At 68.6% G+C, this 17235-nt stretch carries 18 protein-coding genes; 6 read left to right on the top strand and 12 right to left on the bottom strand.

Annotation, left to right across the window (positions count from 1 at the left end; all coding sequences use genetic code 11):
• Positions 1–14 precede the first annotated feature (14 nt).
• The 9 genes from fdh3B to OVA30_RS23420 all read right to left on the bottom strand — a co-directional run bounded on the left by fdh3B (position 15) and on the right by OVA30_RS23420 (position 8186).
• The gene (gene fdh3B / locus OVA30_RS23460; protein WP_003605051.1) at positions 15–611 is read right to left on the bottom strand and encodes a formate dehydrogenase FDH3 subunit beta; all 597 of its coding nucleotides are present in this window, start codon (positions 609–611) and stop codon (positions 15–17) included.
• A 17-nt stretch (positions 612–628) separates the two neighbouring features.
• The gene (locus OVA30_RS23455) at positions 629–3571 is read right to left on the bottom strand and encodes a formate dehydrogenase subunit alpha (protein ID WP_012605537.1); all 2943 of its coding nucleotides are present in this window, start codon (positions 3569–3571) and stop codon (positions 629–631) included.
• A gap of 7 nt (positions 3572–3578) precedes the next feature.
• Positions 3579–3824 carry a formate dehydrogenase gene (locus OVA30_RS23450; protein ID WP_003601742.1) on the bottom strand — a complete coding sequence of 82 codons (246 nt, stop codon included), beginning with the start codon at positions 3822–3824 and terminating at the stop codon, positions 3579–3581.
• Between the two features lie 76 nt (positions 3825–3900).
• Positions 3901–4536, bottom strand: coding sequence for a TorD/DmsD family molecular chaperone (locus tag OVA30_RS23445; protein ID WP_012252185.1), 636 nt, complete (start codon positions 4534–4536; stop codon positions 3901–3903).
• Between the two features lie 87 nt (positions 4537–4623).
• Complete coding sequence (locus OVA30_RS23440; protein ID WP_268177151.1) at positions 4624–5334, bottom strand: DUF3306 domain-containing protein; 711 nt, start codon at positions 5332–5334, stop codon at positions 4624–4626.
• A complete protein-coding gene (locus tag OVA30_RS23435) occupies positions 5331–5849 on the bottom strand; it encodes a DUF3305 domain-containing protein (protein WP_268177150.1) in 519 nt (172 codons plus the stop codon). The genes OVA30_RS23440 and OVA30_RS23435 overlap by 4 nt, the downstream gene beginning before the upstream one ends.
• 8 nt (positions 5850–5857) lie before the next feature.
• Entirely contained in the window at positions 5858–6868 is a 1011-nt protein-coding gene (locus tag OVA30_RS23430) for a DUF6352 family protein (protein ID WP_268177148.1), read from the bottom strand.
• Positions 6865–7431, bottom strand: coding sequence for a DUF6505 family protein (locus tag OVA30_RS23425; RefSeq protein ID WP_268177147.1), 567 nt, complete (start codon positions 7429–7431; stop codon positions 6865–6867). Before OVA30_RS23425 ends, OVA30_RS23430 begins: the two co-directional genes overlap by 4 nt.
• Entirely contained in the window at positions 7428–8186 is a 759-nt protein-coding gene (locus OVA30_RS23420) for a biotin/lipoate--protein ligase family protein (RefSeq protein WP_268177145.1), read from the bottom strand. The genes OVA30_RS23425 and OVA30_RS23420 overlap by 4 nt, the downstream gene beginning before the upstream one ends.
• A gap of 182 nt (positions 8187–8368) precedes the next feature.
• Between OVA30_RS23420 and OVA30_RS23415 the strand changes: the two genes are divergently transcribed.
• The 3 genes from OVA30_RS23415 (at position 8369) to OVA30_RS23405 (ending at position 12284) form a co-directional block, all read left to right on the top strand.
• Positions 8369–10366, top strand: coding sequence for a 4Fe-4S binding protein (locus OVA30_RS23415; protein WP_268177532.1), 1998 nt, complete (start codon positions 8369–8371; stop codon positions 10364–10366).
• Positions 10367–10581: 215 nt separating this feature from the next.
• Positions 10582–11508, top strand: coding sequence for an ABC transporter ATP-binding protein (locus OVA30_RS23410; protein WP_012605530.1), 927 nt, complete (start codon positions 10582–10584; stop codon positions 11506–11508).
• Complete coding sequence (locus OVA30_RS23405; protein ID WP_012252177.1) at positions 11505–12284, top strand: ABC transporter permease; 780 nt, start codon at positions 11505–11507, stop codon at positions 12282–12284. Before OVA30_RS23410 ends, OVA30_RS23405 begins: the two co-directional genes overlap by 4 nt.
• Before the next feature lie 24 nt (positions 12285–12308).
• On the opposite strand, the gene OVA30_RS23400 is transcribed toward OVA30_RS23405, so the two are convergent.
• Both OVA30_RS23400 and OVA30_RS23395 read right to left on the bottom strand, forming a co-directional pair.
• Positions 12309–12773, bottom strand: a complete 465-nt coding sequence (locus OVA30_RS23400) for a hypothetical protein (protein WP_268177142.1) — start codon at positions 12771–12773, stop codon at positions 12309–12311.
• A gap of 138 nt (positions 12774–12911) precedes the next feature.
• Positions 12912–13688, bottom strand: a complete 777-nt coding sequence (locus OVA30_RS23395; protein WP_268177141.1) for an alpha/beta fold hydrolase — start codon at positions 13686–13688, stop codon at positions 12912–12914.
• A 43-nt stretch (positions 13689–13731) separates the two neighbouring features.
• Here OVA30_RS23395 and OVA30_RS23390 point away from each other — a divergent pair, with 43 nt between their 5' ends.
• Positions 13732–14673 carry an FkbM family methyltransferase gene (locus OVA30_RS23390; protein ID WP_442786126.1) on the top strand — a complete coding sequence of 314 codons (942 nt, stop codon included), beginning with the start codon at positions 13732–13734 and terminating at the stop codon, positions 14671–14673.
• Here OVA30_RS23390 and sfsA read toward each other — a convergent pair.
• Positions 14630–15376 (bottom strand): DNA/RNA nuclease SfsA, encoded by a 747-nt coding sequence (gene sfsA / locus OVA30_RS23385; protein ID WP_268177139.1) that lies wholly within the window; start codon positions 15374–15376, stop codon positions 14630–14632. The genes OVA30_RS23390 and sfsA overlap by 44 nt on opposite strands.
• Positions 15377–15459: 83 nt before the next feature.
• Here sfsA and OVA30_RS23380 point away from each other — a divergent pair, with 83 nt between their 5' ends.
• A complete protein-coding gene (locus OVA30_RS23380) occupies positions 15460–16197 on the top strand; it encodes a competence/damage-inducible protein A (RefSeq protein ID WP_268177137.1) in 738 nt (245 codons plus the stop codon).
• A 111-nt stretch (positions 16198–16308) separates the two neighbouring features.
• The gene (locus tag OVA30_RS23375) at positions 16309–17196 is read left to right on the top strand and encodes a formate/nitrite transporter family protein (protein ID WP_041358381.1); all 888 of its coding nucleotides are present in this window, start codon (positions 16309–16311) and stop codon (positions 17194–17196) included.
• Positions 17197–17235: the final 39 nt, after the last annotated feature.

Genomic DNA, 17235 nt, shown 5'->3' with positions numbered 1-17235 from the left:
CGCTCGACACCGGATCAGATTGCGACGGTCTCGCGGTAGGCCGTCTTCCAGCCCCAGGCGCCCGAGCCGTAGCCGCGCTTGATCACCCGCTGCTTGTAGATCTCGGCGATCATCTCGCCGTCGCCTGCGAGCAGCGCCTTGGTCGAGCACATCTCGGCGCAGAGCGGCAGCTTGCCTTCCGCGAGACGGTTCGAGCCGTACTTCTCGTACTCGGCGGTCGAGAAGTCGGGCTCGGGGCCGCCCGAGCAGTAGGTGCACTTGTCCATCTTGCCGCGCGAACCGAAGTTCCCGACCCGCGGATACTGCGGCGCGCCGAAGGGGCAGGCGTAGAAGCAGTAGCCGCAGCCGATGCAGATGTCCTTGGAGTGCAGCACCACGGCATCGGCCGTGGTGTAGAAGCAGTTCACGGGGCACACCGCCGCGCAGGGCGCGTCGGTGCAGTGCATGCAGGCCATCGAGACCGAGCGCTCGCCGGGCTTGCCGTCGTTGAGGGTGACGACGCGGCGGCGATTGATGCCCCAGGGCACCTCGTGCTCGTTCTTGCAGGCCGTGACGCAGGCGTTGCACTCAATGCAGCGATCCGCGTCGCAGAGGAACTTCATCCGGGCCATGGTTCGGGGTGCTCCTCTTACGCCGCTGCGATCTGGCACAGGGTGCACTTCGTTTCCTGCATGCCCGTCACAGGATCGAAGCCGTAGGTCGTCACAGTGTTCACGCTCTCGCCGAGCACCACCGGGTCGGTGCCCTTCGGGTAGAAGTCGCGCATGTCCTTGCCCTGGTACCAACCGGAGAAGTGGAAGGGCATGAACGCCACGCCCTTGCCGACGCGGTCGGTCACCAGCGCCTTGACCTTGGTCTTGGCGCCGTTCTCAGGGCCGCTCACCCAGACCCACTGACCGTCCTTGATGCCGCGCGCAGCGGCATCGCCGGTGTTGATCTCGACGAACATGTCCTGCTGCAGCTCGGCGAGCCACGGGTTCGAACGGGTCTCCTCGCCGCCGCCCTCGTATTCCACGAGGCGACCGGAGGTGAGGATGATCGGGAAGTCCTTGGCGACGCCGCGATCGACCACCGACTTCTGCACCGAGAAGCCGATATTCGGCATGCGCAACTGCCGCTCGTCGGGGCGGGTCGGGTACTTCGCCACGAGTTCGGGACGGGGCGAGTAGACCGGCTCGCGGTGCACCGGCACCGGGTCGGGCAAATTCCAGGCATTGGCCCGGGCCTTGCCGTTGCCGAAGGGCGAGACGCCGTGATCGAGGCAGACGCGCTGGATGCCGCCCGAGAGGTCGGTCGCCCAGCTCACCGTGTCGGGTTTCTCACCGCCGATCTTGAGGATCGTGGCGAGTTCGTCCGGCGTCAGATCCTTGTCCCAGCCGAGCTTCTTGAACACCCCGAAGGTGAATTCGGGGTAGCCGTCGGTCAGGTCCGAGCCCTTCGAGAAGGAGTTCTCGGCAAGCAGGGTCTGGCCGTTGCGCTCGGTGCCGAACCGCGCGCGGAAGCCGCCGCCGCCATCCTTCACGTGCAGGCTGGTGTTGTAGAGGATCGCCGAGCCCGGATGGCGCAGCTCCGGCTTGCCCCAGCACGGCCAGGGCAGGCCGTAATAGTCGCCGCCGACCTCCGGATCGTCCTTGGGCGCGCGCAGCGTCACAAGGTCGAACTTGTGCTGGTTGCGCATATGCGCCTTCAGCCGCTCCGGCGACTGGCCGCAATAGCCGGTCGACCAGCCGCCGCGGTTGATCTCCCGCAGGATGTCTTCCGCTTCGGGGGCGCCGTCGACGATCTTGATGTTCTTGCAGAGCTTGTCGGCAAAACCGAGCTTCTGCGCGAGGCGGTAGAGGACTTCGTAGTCGCTCTTCGACTCGAAGGCCGGCTTCACGATCTGCTCGCCCCACTGGATCGAGCGGTTCGAGGCCGTGCGCGAGCCGTCCATCTCCAGCGAGGTGCAGATCGGCAGGAGGTAGGTGTTGTCCTGCCGGGCATCGAGCGCTGCGAAGGTGGTCGGGTGCGGGTCGGCGACGACCAGCAGCTCGAGCTTGTTCATGCCGTCGATGGCTTCGGGCATGCGGGTCACGGTGTTGCCGCCGTGGCCGAACACCATGAACGCCTTGATCGGGCTGCGCTGGTCGATCTGCTCCGGCGGCAGGTTCACGGCATCGAACCACCGGGTCGAGGTGATGCCGGGTGCCTCCATGTTTTCCTTGCGGGTACGCGCCTTGCGGCCGCCCTTCGCCGGAACCTCATCGAAGCGCGATTGCAGCCAGTCGTACTCCACGTCCCAGACGCGGGCCCAATGGCGCCAGCCGCCCTCGACGAGGCCGTAATAGAGCGGCAGCGACGTCACATCGAGACCGAGATCGGTCGCGCCCTGCACGTTGGTGTGGCCGCGGAAGATGTTGGCGCCGGTGCCCGGCTTGCCGACATTGCCGGTGGCCAGGCACAGGATGCAGAGCGCGCGCACGTTGGCGGTGCCGACCGTGTGCTGGGTCGCGCCCATGCACCAGATCAGCGTCGCCGGCTTCTCCTTGGCGAACTTCTCCGCCACGCGCTTGAGCTGCTCGCCCGGCACGCCGGAGACGCGCTCGACTTCGTCGGGCGTCCACTTGGCGACTTCCTTGCGCACGTCGTCCATCGCGTAGACGCGCTGGGCGATGAACTCCTTGTCCTCCCAGCCATTCTGGAAGATGTGCCAGAGGATGCCCCAGACCACCGGAATGTCGGTGCCGGAGCGGATGCGCACGTATTCGGTGGCGTGCGCCGCAGTGCGGGTGAAGCGCGGATCGATGACGATCATGTTCGCACGGTTGATCTCCTTGCCCGACAGCACGTGCTGCATGGAGATCGGGTGCGCCTCGGCGGGGTTGCCGCCGAGGATGATCATCGTCTTGGCGTTGCGGATGTCGTTATAGGAATTCGTCTGGGCGCCGTAGCCCCAGGTGTTGGCCACGCCCGCCACCGTGGTCGAGTGGCAGATGCGCGCCTGATGGTCGATCGAGTTCGTGCCCCAGAGGGCCGCGAACTTGCGCATGAGGTAGGAGGCTTCGTTGGTGAACTTGGCCGAACCCAGCCAGTAGACCGAGTCGGCGCCGTTCTTCTCGCGGATCTGGACCAGCTTGTCGCCGATCTCCTCGTAGGCCTGATCCCACGAGATCCGCTTCCACTGCCCGCCTTCGAGCTTCATCGGGTACTTGAGGCGGCGGTCGGACGAGACGAGCTCGCGGATCGCCGCGCCCTTGGCGCAGTGCGTGCCGCGGTTGATCGGGCTGGCATAGGACGGCTCCTGGCCGACCCAGACGCCGTTCACGACTTCGGCCGTCACCGTACAGCCCACCGAGCAGTGGGTGCAGACGTTCTTCTTGATGACCGTGTCCGGCCCGACGGCGGAGGAGCCGGCGGCCTGCGCCTTGCGCACCGAGCCGAGCTGGATCGTGCCGGCCGCGGCGAGCGCGCCGGCGGTCAGCCCGGACTTGCGGAGGAAGGCGCGGCGGTCGAGCACGCCCGCGGCGAGGCCGGCGGCGACGGCCTGGTGCTTGGTGCGAGCAGCGTCGCCGCTCTTGCGCTTGATCAGCATGGCAGCCTCACTTCGGACCGGTGGAAGCCGGATCAGTGTTCTTCTTCAACGTCTCGTAGCCGTTGGTCCGGTAGAACGCCTTCACGTGGTCGCTCTCCCGGTAACGGGCCTTGGTCTCGTCGTTGCCCGGATCGTAGGCCTGGGCCTCGGTCGCCCCCATCGGCGAGGCGACGGCGGCCGCGGCGGCCACCGTGCTGCCGCCGAGCGCCCGAAAGAACTGGCGACGACCGAGCGTCTTCGGATCCTGTCGCATCACCCTCGTCTCCTCCGGCGGCTGCCTGCTGTAGGGCAACGCGCCTCGATTTCATTTGTCACGACGGAGCAGCCCTTCAGCCTTCCATGGCGAAAGCTTCCGCCTCGATCTCGATAAAGGCGCGGCCGAGCCCCCCGACCGCGCGGTAGAACCGGCCCGCCTTCGCCTTTTCCAGGTCCGCGAAGAAACGGTCCGCCCAGGGTTCGATGTGCCGGGCGAAGAAGTGCGCCTGCATGCCGGGCTCCGCCTCGAACCGCCCCGCCGCGAGCCCGGCCATCACCTCCAGAAGGATCGCGAGATGATCCTCCGGCTCGCTCATCGACTCGTCCCGCTCGATGCCGAGCGCAGCGAAGTCCTCGCGCACGCGGGCGAGCGGACGCTCGTTGAGAAAACCGGTGAGGTAGTAGGAGGCGTAAGGCAGAAGCTCGCCGCGACCGACGCCGATGAACAGCGCGAAGAACTCGCGCTCGACAGCCTCCGTATCGGTCTCGGCCGCCGCACGGCGCAGGGCCGCGACCTGCCGGCCCAGAACCCCGTCGCCCTCCTTCACGGCGGCGAGCGCCGCGAGCAGCGACGAACCCGGTGCCCGGCCGAGCAGCGCAGCCAAGAGATCGTATTGCTGCGCGCGCAGGAGGTCGATCTCGTCCGGAACGCCGACGACTCCAGACACCTCATCTCCCGGAAGTGCCATCACCGACGCGACCGAACTCATCGTTTCCCTCGGGCCTGCCTGGAGGACCGCTTGTTTGGATCGATAATAAAAAGCGTTTGGCTTTGCCGCAATCGAAATGCGCATGAATTACGAGGGCATCGCCCCACCATGGCGCCGCAGGCGAGGCCGGGGGAGGGGGGATTGTACGACCTCAGGGGACTCGACGGCGGCAACCGCGACCGGAGCGTGCAGGTCCGGCATCGGGAGCGGAACGCCGTCGGTTTCAGGGTCGGTCTCGGATGCCGGGGGCGCCGCATCGGCGATCTGCGCAGCTTCCTCCAATGACGCCGTCGGAGCGTCCTGCGGCTCGGTGTCCGGTTCCTCCTCCGCCGCGACGGGGACACCGTCGATGATCCGCTTCAGCATCGCCTTCACGTCGTCGGTCGGCAGGAGCGGGCCCATGCCCGGCACCCCGCCGGGCGTGTTCCAGTCATAGGCGTATTCCCGCGCCTCGCTGACGAAGTCGCGGATCGCCGGGTCGAGCGACCACATCCGCCGCAGGGCCGCGTTGCGCAGGGCCGTGGGCACGCCGGACTGGAGGAAGGCGGTGAGGTCGGTCTCCGGCGTCAGGGCGTCGAGCGAGGGAAGCCGCGCCAGAAGATCGTCCGTCCCCGCCTCCGGTTCGTCGCCGGTCAGGGCGACAGGCTGCGGCGGAGGTGATCCCTCGCCGGTATGCGCCTCCGCGTCGAGAGCGGCCTTCGCCTCGATCTCATCCGTGACGGCGGGCGCAACGGTTCGCTCGGTGGCGCGCACGGCCTCCTTGCGGCGGGCCCATCGGGAGAGGAAGCTGCCGCTCATTCCGGCTTCCCCTGTGTACCGGGCGCGCGGCGCGCCAGGGCCTCGGGATCGGCGCGGTCGCGCTTCCGCTTCTCGAACTTGCGTTCGATGTGGAAGGCCTCGAAGAAGGCGAGCAGCTTGGCCTGCACCTCGGGCGGCATCGGCACCGCCTCGACGATCTCGCCGATACCCTCGGCCATCGATTCGCCCTCGTAGGGGTCGGCGGTCACGCTCGCCACCGTGTAGGTGTCCTCCGCTGTGGCGTGGAGCGTGACCCAGAGCGAGGGGCGGCCGGAGACAAGGTTGTCGCGGTAATGCGCCGTCTCGCCGATGTGCAGCGTGACCTCGTGGGCACCCGCGTAGAAGGTCGCCTCCTCCTCGGTCTCGGAGAGTTGGGTCCAGGGTGCGGTCTCCGGCGCTGCCGGAAGTGCCTCGATCGGCAGCCAGGCGTGGCTCGCCCACGGCCCTTTCAGGCGGCGGCGCGCCACGATGATGCCGACCTCGAAGCGGTCTTCCGGGATCTGTTCCGGCGTCATGTCCGACCTCACGCGGCGGCCCGGTCGGAGGCCAGCGGCAATCCGACGACGAGGTTCTGTGGCTTGAGCTGCACGGTCTTGTCCGGCGACATGGCGAGCAGGAGATAGACCGGCCGCTCGCCGACCCGCGGATCGACGCGGGCCGGATCGGTGAAGGTGAGGCTGAACACCGCGATCACCCGCTCGCGTGCGGCGTCGTCCAGCGCCTCGCCGCGCCAGAGCGCGTTGCCGATCCGCGTGCCCTCCGCGTCGAGCCCGACGAACCAGCGCCAGTCGGGATCCTCCAGCCGATCGAGGGGCTTCACCGTCACCTCGGCGTTGAGGAGGTGGCGCACGAAGGCCTCGATCGCCCGCGCCAGTCCCTCCCGGCTTCGGCCGCTGGAGCCGAGGTTCAGCGCCATGGTGAAGGCGTCCGACCGGCTCCAATAGGTCCAGGCGTTCTCCTCGTTGAGCACGTCGAGTTCGCTTGCCGCCTCCTTGCCGAGCATCGTGACCAGCGGCGAGAGCGGCGCGCCGCCCTCCCGCGCTTCAATGACCTCGGCATCGGCGAGCAGCACCGCGCCCTCGTGCAGGCTGGCGCGCTGGGAGCGGAAGAACAACTCGGCGGCACGCAGCACGAACGGGTCTTCGCAGCCGTCGAGCGCATTGCGCAGGATGAGATGCACGAGTTGGGTCAGGAACAGCCCCGGCACGCCCTGCAACCCGCCGCGCACGAGCGCGAGATAGGCCGCCTCGACCGAGCGGGCCGTGAGCAGCCGCTCGCGGAAGACCAGCATCACCTCCCAGTTCTCCCGCGCATCAGCGTCCGCGATTTTTTGGAGTTCGCCGCTCGAGATCGGCCGGCGCGGATCGCTCAGAAGGCTGGCGTGCAGCGCGCGTTCGGCCGCGCAGGCCTCCTCCGGCGGCACCAGTTCGGGGCGCGCGAGATAGGCGAGGATCAGCTCGTCGGTGACGGCGAGGCCGCCCCCTTCCGTGCGCTGCGTCAGGTGATGGCCGCTCGATACCCAGAACTCGGTCATGCTCTCTCGGCCCCCGCGGAGGCGTCGCTCAAAAGTCCCACGAGGTCGGCCTGTTCGTCGGGCCCGTCCTCGTCGGTCTCGACGAAGTGGAAGGCCCGTCCGTGCATTGGGTCCGCGCCCGGTGCGCGCTGGTGCAGGGTGCGGAATTCCTCCGCGATTTCCCCGTCCTGCGTGCTTCGGTGCATGGCAACGACGCTGCCGACCGGCAGATTGCACAGCGAGGCCGCGACCTCGATCTCCTCGCGCGCAGCGGCGCGGGCCGCCTCGCGATCCGGTGCGCCGAAGCGCTCGTGGATGTGACGGGCGAGATCCTCGATCGCCGTCTCGTGCTCGGCCTCGCTCGCCTCGCTGACGACCACGAGGGTCGAGAAGCCGAGCGAGCGCACGCCGACGAAACCGGAGCGGAACGCCGCCCGCTCCTTGCCCGCAAGCGCCGAGAGGTCGGCATCGAAGAACAGGAACGAGCCCGTCACCGCCCATTCGCCGGCCTCGGCGGCCCGCGCGAAGACGAAGGTGTCGGAGGGATCGAGCCGCAGGGTCCGCGGCAGTTTGCCCGCACTCACAGCCGCACCGTGCCGGTGACCGGGTCGCGCCAGGAGGGGGAGATCAGGGCCGGCCGCAGCGGAAGCGTCTCACTGCGGCCGTCGGCGTGGACGAGCCGGGCATCGCCGCTCGGGTCGATCGTCGCGCGCACCCCCGGCGGCAGCGCGAGGCGGGTGAGATAGCGGCCCGTCGAGCGCGCGGCGCCGTCCTCGTCCCAGATCTCGAACGCCTTGGTGAGATGCCGGGCGAAGCTCTCGACCAGGGCTTCGCGCAGGTCGTTCGGGAACCCCTCTTCTTCCAGGGAGGTCGAGTCGGGTGTGAGGCCGGGATCGCCCGCATCCCGCTTCGAGGCAAGCAGCATCGCCGAGAAGACGAGCCAGTCCGGCGTCTCGGTCTCGTCGCAGCCCTCGGGCCAGTGCAGCGCGCCGCCGCCGAGACGGGCACCGTTGAAGCTCAGCGTATCGGGCCAGTGGAACGTCACCGGGATTTCCGGCGGCCCGAAGGCGCCGACCGCGTCGGCGAGCGCCTGCATCCCGATAAAGACGGCACGCCGCGCCGTGGCCAGCGGCTCTGTCGGCGCCAGCACCACCGCGAAGGCGATGACGTCGTCGCGCTCCTCCATGAGGAGGGTGGCGGCATCCGCCTCGCCGCTTTCCGCCATCCGGCAGGCCAGCCCGGCCGCGGAGCCCGCCGCGACGAGACCGGTGAAGGCCGGCGGCAGGACGAGCGGCGCGAGGCGCAAACCCGGCGATCCGATATCGAGGGGGAGGGTCATAGGCGGTCTCGGGCGGGGCACGGTCCCGGGAAGAGGACCTGCGCCCGCATGTCCGTTCGTCGTTTTAGAATGATACGATTATAAGGAAGGCAGGCTTCCGCGCGAAGGCCCTCGCGCTCCCAATCGTCTCAGGTTTAATCGTGTCCGATCGTCTCGTGTTCGCCTGTTCCTGCGAGAAGACGATGCCGCTCGATGTCGCGGCCCTGGAAAAGGGTTGCGGTACCCGCGTGCGCACCGCCGACCAGCTATGCGGTCGGGAACTCGACCGTTACCGCGAGGCTCTCGCGACGGGCTCGCCCGTCACGGTCTCCTGCACGCTCCAGGCGCCGCTCTTCGAGGAGATCGCCGCCGAGATGGAGGCGGAGGAGCGGGTCACCTTCGCCAAGCTCCGCGAGACCGCCGGATGGTCGTCTCAGGCCGAACGGGCCGGTCCGAAGATGGCGGCGCTGCTGGCTGCAGCCGCGGAGGCGGTCCCCGTCGCCGGCACGGTGCCGCTGGAGAGCCGCGGCGTTACCCTAATCTACGGGCGCGACGAAATCGCCATCGAGGCCGGGCGGCGCTTGGCCGAGCATCTCGACGTCACCGTGCTGCTCAGCCGGCCGGGCGAGGTCGCGCCGCTCCATCGCAACGAGTTCCCGGTGATCCGCGGCACGGTGCGCGGCGCGACGGGCCATCTCGGCGCGTTCGACCTGCGCATCGACGACTACGCCCTGCCGGCGCCGTCCTCGCGCACCCATCTCGTGTTCGGTTCGGGGCGCGACGGGGCGGTGTCGACCTGCGACCTGATCCTCGATCTGACCGGCGGCACGCCGCTTTTTCCCGCGCACGAACTCCGCAGCGGCTACCTGCGTGCCGACCCGCGCGACCCGGCGGCGGTCGAGCGCGCGGTGATGGCGGCGTCCCACCTCGTCGGCGAATTCGACAAGACGCGCTTCATCGATTTCCGCGGCGAACTCTGCGCCCATTCCCGCTCGCGCATCACCGGCTGCACCCGCTGCCTCGACGTCTGCCCGACCGGGGCCATCGCGCCGGCCGGCGATACGGTGGCGATCGACCCCTATGTCTGCGCCGGCTGCGGTAGTTGCGCCGCCGTCTGCCCCACGGGGGCGGCCAACTACGCCCTGCCGCCGGGCGATGCGCTGATGCGTCGCCTGCGCAGCCTGATGCGCGCCTACCGGGCGGCCGGCGGTGCGGATGCGGTGGTGCTGTTCCACGATGGCGACCATGGCGAGCCGCTGATCGACGCGCTCGGCCGCTACGGCGAGGGCCTCCCGGCCCACGTCCTGCCGGTGCGGGTCAACGAGGTGACGCAGTTCGGTCCCGAGGTTCTGGCCGCCCTGTTCGCCTACGGTGCCACCGGGGCGCGGGTGCTCGTGCGTGAGCGCCCGAAGCATGACCTCGACAATCTGCACCGCACCGTCGCGCTGGGCCGAACGCTCGCCGATGCCCTCGGCTACGGCACCGGCACGGAGGCGCCGACCGTCGCCCTGATCGAGACCGACGACCCCGATGCGCTCGGCGCGGTGCTCCGCTCGGACGTTCCCGGCCGGGCGACCACGGCGCCGGCCGGCTTCGTGCCCGTCGGCGGCAAGCGCGAGATGCTGCGCCTCGCCTTCCGCGAGATGCATGCCGCGGCCCCGACGCCGGTGGCCGCGGTGCCGCTGGCGGCCGGGGCGCCGTTCGGCGGGCTCGAGTTTCGCACGGAGGACTGCACGCTCTGCCTCTCCTGCGTCGGCGCCTGCCCGACCCACGCGCTGTCGGACAGCACCGACCGGCCGCTCTTGGCCTTCGAAGAGAGCCTGTGCGTGCAGTGCGGCCTATGCGCGGCCACCTGCCCGGAGGACGTGATCAGCCTGAAGCCGCAGATCGACTTCGAGGCTTGGGCCGAGCCCCGCCGGATCGTGAAGGAGGAGGAGCCGTTCTGCTGCATCACCTGTGCCAAGCCGTTCGGCACCCGCGCCACCATCGAGCGGGTGATCGGCAAGCTGCGCGAGCGGCACTGGATGTTCTCAGGGGAGGCTGGCGAGCAGCGCATCCGCTCGCTGATGATGTGCGACGATTGCCGCGTCGAGGCGGCGCTGACCCAGGGTTTCGACCCGCACGCGGTGCCGCCGGCCAAGACGCGCACCACCGAGGACTACCTGCGCGAGCGCGAGGCCGCCGGCCGGCTGCCGGGATGAGCATAAAAAACGACCCGCCATCGCATCGAGGGCAGGTCGGATAGGGGGTCTTTTGTCGCAGGAGAACAATCGGTCAAACCCTGGAGTGCTGGCTGGTTCCGCGGTTCGCGCGTCAGGGGCGGGGAAACGGCGGGAAATGTAACCGGCGATCGCGGGGTTCGCGGCCCCGATCGCCGTGCTATAGCGCGCCGCCCATTCGTCAGCCCCGAGCCCCGATGCCACCGATCGTCTCGATCGCGAACCTGTCGAAGGTCTACGCCTCGGGGCTTCACGCCCTGCGCGACGTCAACCTCGACATCGCCAAAGGCGAGATCTTCGCGCTGCTGGGGCCGAACGGCGCCGGCAAATCCACCCTCATCAACATCGTCTGCGGCATCGTCACGCCGAGCACGGGCGAGATCCGTGTCGGCGGCCACGACATCCTCAGCGAATACCGCGCCGCGCGCCGGATGATCGGGCTGGTGCCGCAGGAACTCACCACCGACGCCTTCGAGAAGGTGTGGGACACGGTGAGCTTCAGCCGCGGCCTGTTCGGTCTCCCTAAGAATCCCGCCCATATCGAGCGGGTGCTCAAGGACCTCTCCCTCTACGACAAGCGCGAGAGCCGCATCATGCAGCTCTCCGGCGGCATGAAGCGCCGGGTCCTCATCGCCAAGGCGCTCGCGCACGAGCCGCAGGTGCTGTTCCTCGACGAACCGACGGCGGGCGTCGACGTGGAGCTGCGCCAGGATATGTGGCGCCTCGTGCGCCGCCTGCGCGAGCAGGGCGTCACGGTGATCCTCACCACCCACTACATCGAAGAGGCCGAGGAGATGGCCGACCGGGTGGGCGTGATCCGCAAGGGCGAGATCATCCTTGTCGAGGACAAGGTCGAGCTGATGCGCAAGCTCGGCAAGAAGCAGCTCATCCTGCATCTGCGCGCGCCGGTCACGACCCTGCCCGAGAACCTCGCCCGCCACGATCTTCACCTCGGCGAGGACGGGCGCAGCCTCGTCTACACCTACGACACGCGGCGTGAGCGCACCGGCATCACCGGCCTGCTCCGCGAGCTGGCGGATGCCGGCATCGCCTTCACCGATCTCGATACCAGCCAGAGTTCGCTCGAAGACATCTTCGTCGATCTCGTCCGCGAGCGCGCATGATGGGCGTATCCATGCTGAACGTCCCGGCGGTCCTCGCCATCTACCGCTTTGAGATGGCCCGGTTCTGGCGCACGGCCTTGCAGAGCATCGTCGCGCCGGTGATCTCCACCTCGCTCTATTTCGTGGTGTTCGGTGCCGCCATCGGCTCGCGGATGCAGACGGTCGATGGGGTTCCCTACGGCGCGTTCATCGTGCCGGGGCTCATCATGCTCTCGCTGCTGACGCAGAGCGTCTCGAACGCGGCCTTCGGCATCTATTTCCCGCGCTTCGCCGGCACGATCTACGAACTGCTCTCGGCGCCGATCTCGCCGTTCGAGGTGGTGCTCGGCTATGTCGGCGCGGCGGCGACGAAGTCGATCATCATCGGCCTCATCATCCTCGCCACGGCCTCGCTGTTCGTGCCGCTGCACATCGAGCACCCGTTCTGGATGGTGTTCTTCCTGCTGCTCACGGCGCTGACCTTCAGCCTGTTCGGCTTCGTGATCGGGCTGTGGGCGGACGGGTTCGAGAAGCTGCAACTGGTGCCGCTCCTCATCGTGACGCCGCTGACATTCCTCGGCGGCAGCTTCTACTCCATCGACATGCTGCCCCCGTTCTGGCGCGCGGTGACCCTGTTCAATCCGGTCGTCTACCTCGTCAGCGGCTTCCGCTGGGCCTTCTTCGGCAAGGGCGACGTGGCGGTCGGGGTCAGCATCGCCGCGACGCTGGCGTTCCTCGCCCTCTGCCTCGGGCTCGTGACCTACATCTTCCGCACGGGGTACCGGCTGAAGAGCTGAATTCGGACAGGGGCGCCGATCCGCTCAGAGCGGGCGCACGGCGTCGAGCGTCAACGTCCGGGCTGCCGCCCCGCATCCGAGGACGCGGAGCGAAACGCTCTTGCCCACGTTCAGCAGGGTTTCGAGTGAGTGCTTGACCGCACCGTTGGTGGCGGCGTCGAGATTGCGATAGCCGTCCTCGACGTTGATGAAGCTCCGCTGGCCGGATCTCTCCTCGAGGACGACCGACTCGAGATAGAGCCCGTCGCGGCCGAACGCCCGCTTCACGACCCGGCCCGCCAGCTTGGCCGGAAGGCAGCCTTCATCGGTCGACAGGTTGCTCAAGCCGACGACCTTGCCCGCTTCATAGGTGAGTTTCGGCCGCGCCAGGGCGGTGCCGCCGAACACCAGTAGCAGGATCGCCAGGACGATGAGCGCGCTGGCAAGCGCATCCGCTACCACCGAGCGAAGAACGCCGTCCGTGGCTGTCTGCGATGTCCGACCCGGCATGACCCATTCCCGAAGAATGGCCGCAGCTTAGGGGCGGATCGGGCTCCGGGCGCAGTCCGTCAAACGATCTACCACCAATAGGCCGTTCGGACTGGCTTGGGAGCCGGCGGGACAGGCTCTGCCCCGTGAGGCGCGCTGCTACGGACGCTGCTCCAGGAATTCCAGTACGCCCTTGCGGTGCAGCCGGTCGCCGACCGCCGTCGAGTGGTCGCGGTTCGGCAGATCGAGGGCGCGGGCGTTCGGCAGCAGCTTCGCCAGTTCCGGGCCCGAGCCTGCCACCGTGTCGAGCGTGCCGACCGAGACCAGGGTCGGGGTCTCGATCGCCGCGAGTTCGGCCCGCGACAGCGTCTGGCGCGAGGCGCGGATGCAGGCGGCCAGCGCCCGCAGGTCGCTCTTGGTCTGCTCGGCGAAGGTGCGGAAGGAGGCGGCCGTCGGGTTCGGTGCGGGCGCGCCGGCGGGCGCTTCCAGTGCCTCGGCGATGCCCTGCGGCAGGCCGCGCCCGTCCACGAGGTTGAAGCCGAGGCCGCCGATCAGCAGCGAGCGGACCTCCGCCGGATAGTCGAGCGCCATATGCGCGGCGATGCGTGCGCCCATGGAATAGCCCATCACGTCCGCTCGCTCGATGCCGAGATGGCGGAGCAGCCGCACCGCGTCGCCGGCCATCTGGTCGGAGGTGTAGGATGCGGGATCGTAGAGCTTCTCGCTCTGCCCGTGGCCGCGGTTGTCGTGGGCGATGACCCGGTAGCCGGCCTCGGTCAGCGTGCGGACCCAGAGCGTATTGACCCAGTTCACCGCGTGGTTCGAGGCGAAGCCGTGGATCAGAAGGATCGGATCGCCGCTGCCGCCGGAGGCACCTTCCTTGGGCGGCACGTCGATATAGGCGATCTGCACGCCGTCGGAGTCGAAGCTCTGCATCCCGATGTCTTCGGGTGCCGCGGCGCCGTTGTCAAAGGCGGCGATGGTGCTTCGTGCGACAACGGGCGGCGTTTGGCGCGTCGCGCCCGATGGCGCCCGACTTGCCGCGGCTGCGCCGGGCTGGCATCACCCCGGCACGATGACGGACACCTCGCCCTACGGCACCTACGCCCCCACCGGCCTCGTTGCGCGGATCGCGGAGCGCACCCAGAAGCTCCCCGAGCATTCCTGGCGTGCGCGGCGGATGGCGATGTTCCTGCGCCGCCTCGCCATCTCGATGATGCGCGGCCGGCCGCTCGACGTCGAGCGCTACGGCGCGCGGATGCGGCTGCATCCCTACAACAACAACTGCGAGAAGAAGGTGCTCTTCACCCCGCAGTTCTTCGATCCGCAGGAGCGGGCCTTCCTCAAGGAGCGCCTGCGTGACGATGCCGTGTTCCTCGATATCGGCGCCAATATCGGCGCCTACGCCCTGTTCGTGGCGGGCTTCACCGGCCGGCGCGCGCGCATCCTCGCGGTGGAGCCGCAGCCCGACGTGTTCGACCGGCTGACCTTCAACATCGGCCAGAACCCGTTCGGCACGGTGAAAGCCATCGCCTGCGCGGTGGCCGACAAGTCGGGCGAGCTGACCCTGTTCATCGATCCGCGCAACCGTGGCGAATCGAGCGTGAAGATCGTCGGCACCCACAAGAACGCGACGGTGCGCGTGCCGGCGGTGACGCTGGTGGAGCTGTGCCGTTCGGAAGGGATCGAGCGCATCGACGCGATCAAGCTCGACGTCGAGGGCGCCGAGGATCTGATCCTGGAGCCGTTCCTGCGCGATGCGCCGGCCTCCCTGCTCCCGTCGGTGCTCGTTATCGAGAACGGCGCCGACCAATGGCAGATCGACCTGCCGAACCTGCTGAACAAGTTTGGCTACCGCCAGATCGCCCGCACGCGGCTCAACCTGATGTTCGAGCGGGTTGAACCGTCGCGCCCGGCGTGAGGATCGGGACGGGCGTGTCGATGGCGACGCCCTCCGGCCCGACCGCGCAGGTATAGGCGTAGGCTTCAACGCCCACTTCCAGCGCCATGCGAAGCGCGCGGTCGAAGGTCGGGTCGATGTCGCGGGCGACGTCGAAGGCGTCTGCCTGCATCTGGATCACCACGATCAGCATCGCCCTTCCGCCCGCAGTGACGACGCCGGCCAACTCCTCCATGTGGCGGGCCGAGCGGGCGGCCTTGCAATCGGGAAATTCCGCGAGGCCTGCCTGGCGCATGAGGTGGCAGTTCTTCACCTCGACATGGCAGGGCGGCAGGCCGCCGCCGCTTGCCAGGAAATCGACCCGGCTCGCCTTTCCGTAGGCGACTTCCGGCCGGAGCGTCTCGTAGCCGATCAGCGGCGCGAGCTTATTCTCGCGAAACGCCTCGGCGACGAGGGCATTGGGCCGGGCCGTGTTGATGCCGACCCATTGCGGGCCGCCGGGCAGCTCCGCCTCTACCAACTCCCACGAGTACCCGAGCTTTCGCGACGGGTTGGTCGAGGGCGAGAGCAGTACCTGAAACCCTTCGGCGTTGAGCCCCAGCATCGCGCCTGGGTTGGCGCAATGCGCCGTCACCATCGTGCCGTCGGCCAGCGTCACATCGGCGAGGAAGCGCTTATAGCGCCGCACGAGGCGCCCTTCGATCAGGGGAGTGGGGAAACGCATCGCGGGCCGGGGCGGAACGAGGGGCTTTCGCTTTCGCGCATCCGCGCCCTAGCTTCCACCCCGATCATCGCCCCCGAGGCCGCATGCCCCAGAGTTCAGACGTCACCGCCGCCATCCTCGTCATCGGCGACGAGATCCTTTCGGGCCGCACCAAGGACAAGAACATCGGCACCATCGCCGAGGTGCTGACCGAGATCGGCGTGGACCTGCGCGAGGTGCGCATCGTGCCGGATGTGAAAGACGAGATCGTCGCCGCGGTGAACGCGCTGCGGGCGCGCTACACCTACGTCTTCACCTCCGGCGGCATCGGCCCGACCCACGACGACATCACCGCCGACAGCGTGGCGGAGGCCTTCGGCGTCGGCATCGACGTCGATCCGCGGGCTCGCGCCATGCTGCTGGAGCGGCACCGCCCGGAGGATCTCAACGCGGCGCGCCTGCGCATGGCCCGCATCCCCGACGGGGCCGACCTGATCGCCAACCCCGTGTCGAAGGCCCCGGGCTTCCGGCTCGGCAACGTCTTCGTCATGGCCGGTGTGCCGCAGATCATGGCGGCGATGCTCGATGAGATTCGCCCGACGCTGACGGGCAACGCGCCGGTGATCTCCGAGACGATCGAGGCGGGTGCGATCCCCGAGGGCAACTTTGCCGGCGGCCTCTCCGACATCGCCGCCGCGCATGGCGATGTCTCGATCGGCTCCTATCCGTCGATGACGCCGGAGGGGTTTCGCAACCGCATCGTCGTGCGCGGCCGGGACGCGAACGCGGTGGCGGCCGCGCGGGCGGCCGTGGAGGCCTTGCTGGCCGGGCTCCAGCCTTAGGCAGTCCGCTTCCAGCCCCGGCCCCGATCTCATGAAATAAATCTCTGCCGGCTGGGAGCGCGCAAGCGCTGCCATACGTTGGGCTGCGACGAGACGACCGCCGAGGGCCGCATGTCCCAGGAATCCCGTACGCACGGAGACCCGGACGACCAGGGTGAAGCGAAGACCCACGGCGCCCATACCCGCGAGAAGGACAATGCCCAGGTCGAGAAGGCCCACCGCCCGGACGCGCTGATCCTGCACGAGATCATCCGGCGGGAAGGCGAGGAGGAGATGCGCCGCACCTGGCTGGCCCTCTCGCTCTCGGGGTTCGCCGCCGGGTTGACCATGGGCTTCTCGCTGATCGTGCCCGGCGTGCTCAAGGGGCATCTGCCGCACGCGCCCTGGGCCGAACTCGTCACCAGCGCGGGCTATTCGATCGGCTTCCTCATCGTCGTGCTCGGGCGCCAGCAACTCTTCACAGAGAACACGGTCACGCCGATCCTCCCGCTCCTCACCGAGAGGACCTTCGGCGCGTTGCTGCGGGTCGTGCGGCTCTGGGGCATCGTGCTTGTCGCCAACATCCTGGCAACGATCGCCATCGCCTCGGTGCTGGCCCACACCGATGCGTTCAAACCGGAGGTGCGGGAGGCTTTTGCCGAGATCAGCCGCCACACCATCGAGGACCCGTTCTGGACCACGGTGATCAAGGCGGTCTTCGCAGGCTGGCTGATCGCCCTGATGGTGTGGATTCTGCCGGCCTCGGGCTCGGCGGCGCCCTTCATCATCATCCTGATGACGTGGCTGGTCTCGATGTGCGGGCTCGCCCACATCGTCGCCGGCTCAGTCGATGCCTATTACCTCGTCGCCATCGGCGAGATCGATTTTTCGAAGTACCTTACCGGGTTCTTCGTTCCGACGCTGCTCGGCAACATCGTCGGCGGCGTGACGTTGGTGTCGGTGCTCAATTTCGGGCAGGTGGCGCCCGAGATCGAGGATCACAATCGCGTCGGCGCCTGAGCGGGCAGGGGCGCCGCCGGTTGAAGCCCCCAGTCCGCG

Origin of the sequence: Methylorubrum sp. SL192 (assembly GCF_026672325.1) — a bacterium.
Taxonomy (GTDB): domain Bacteria; phylum Pseudomonadota; class Alphaproteobacteria; order Rhizobiales; family Beijerinckiaceae; genus Methylobacterium; species Methylobacterium extorquens.
The sequence above is the reverse complement of the archived record's forward strand: the minus strand, read 5'-3'. Positions and strand labels throughout refer to the sequence as shown.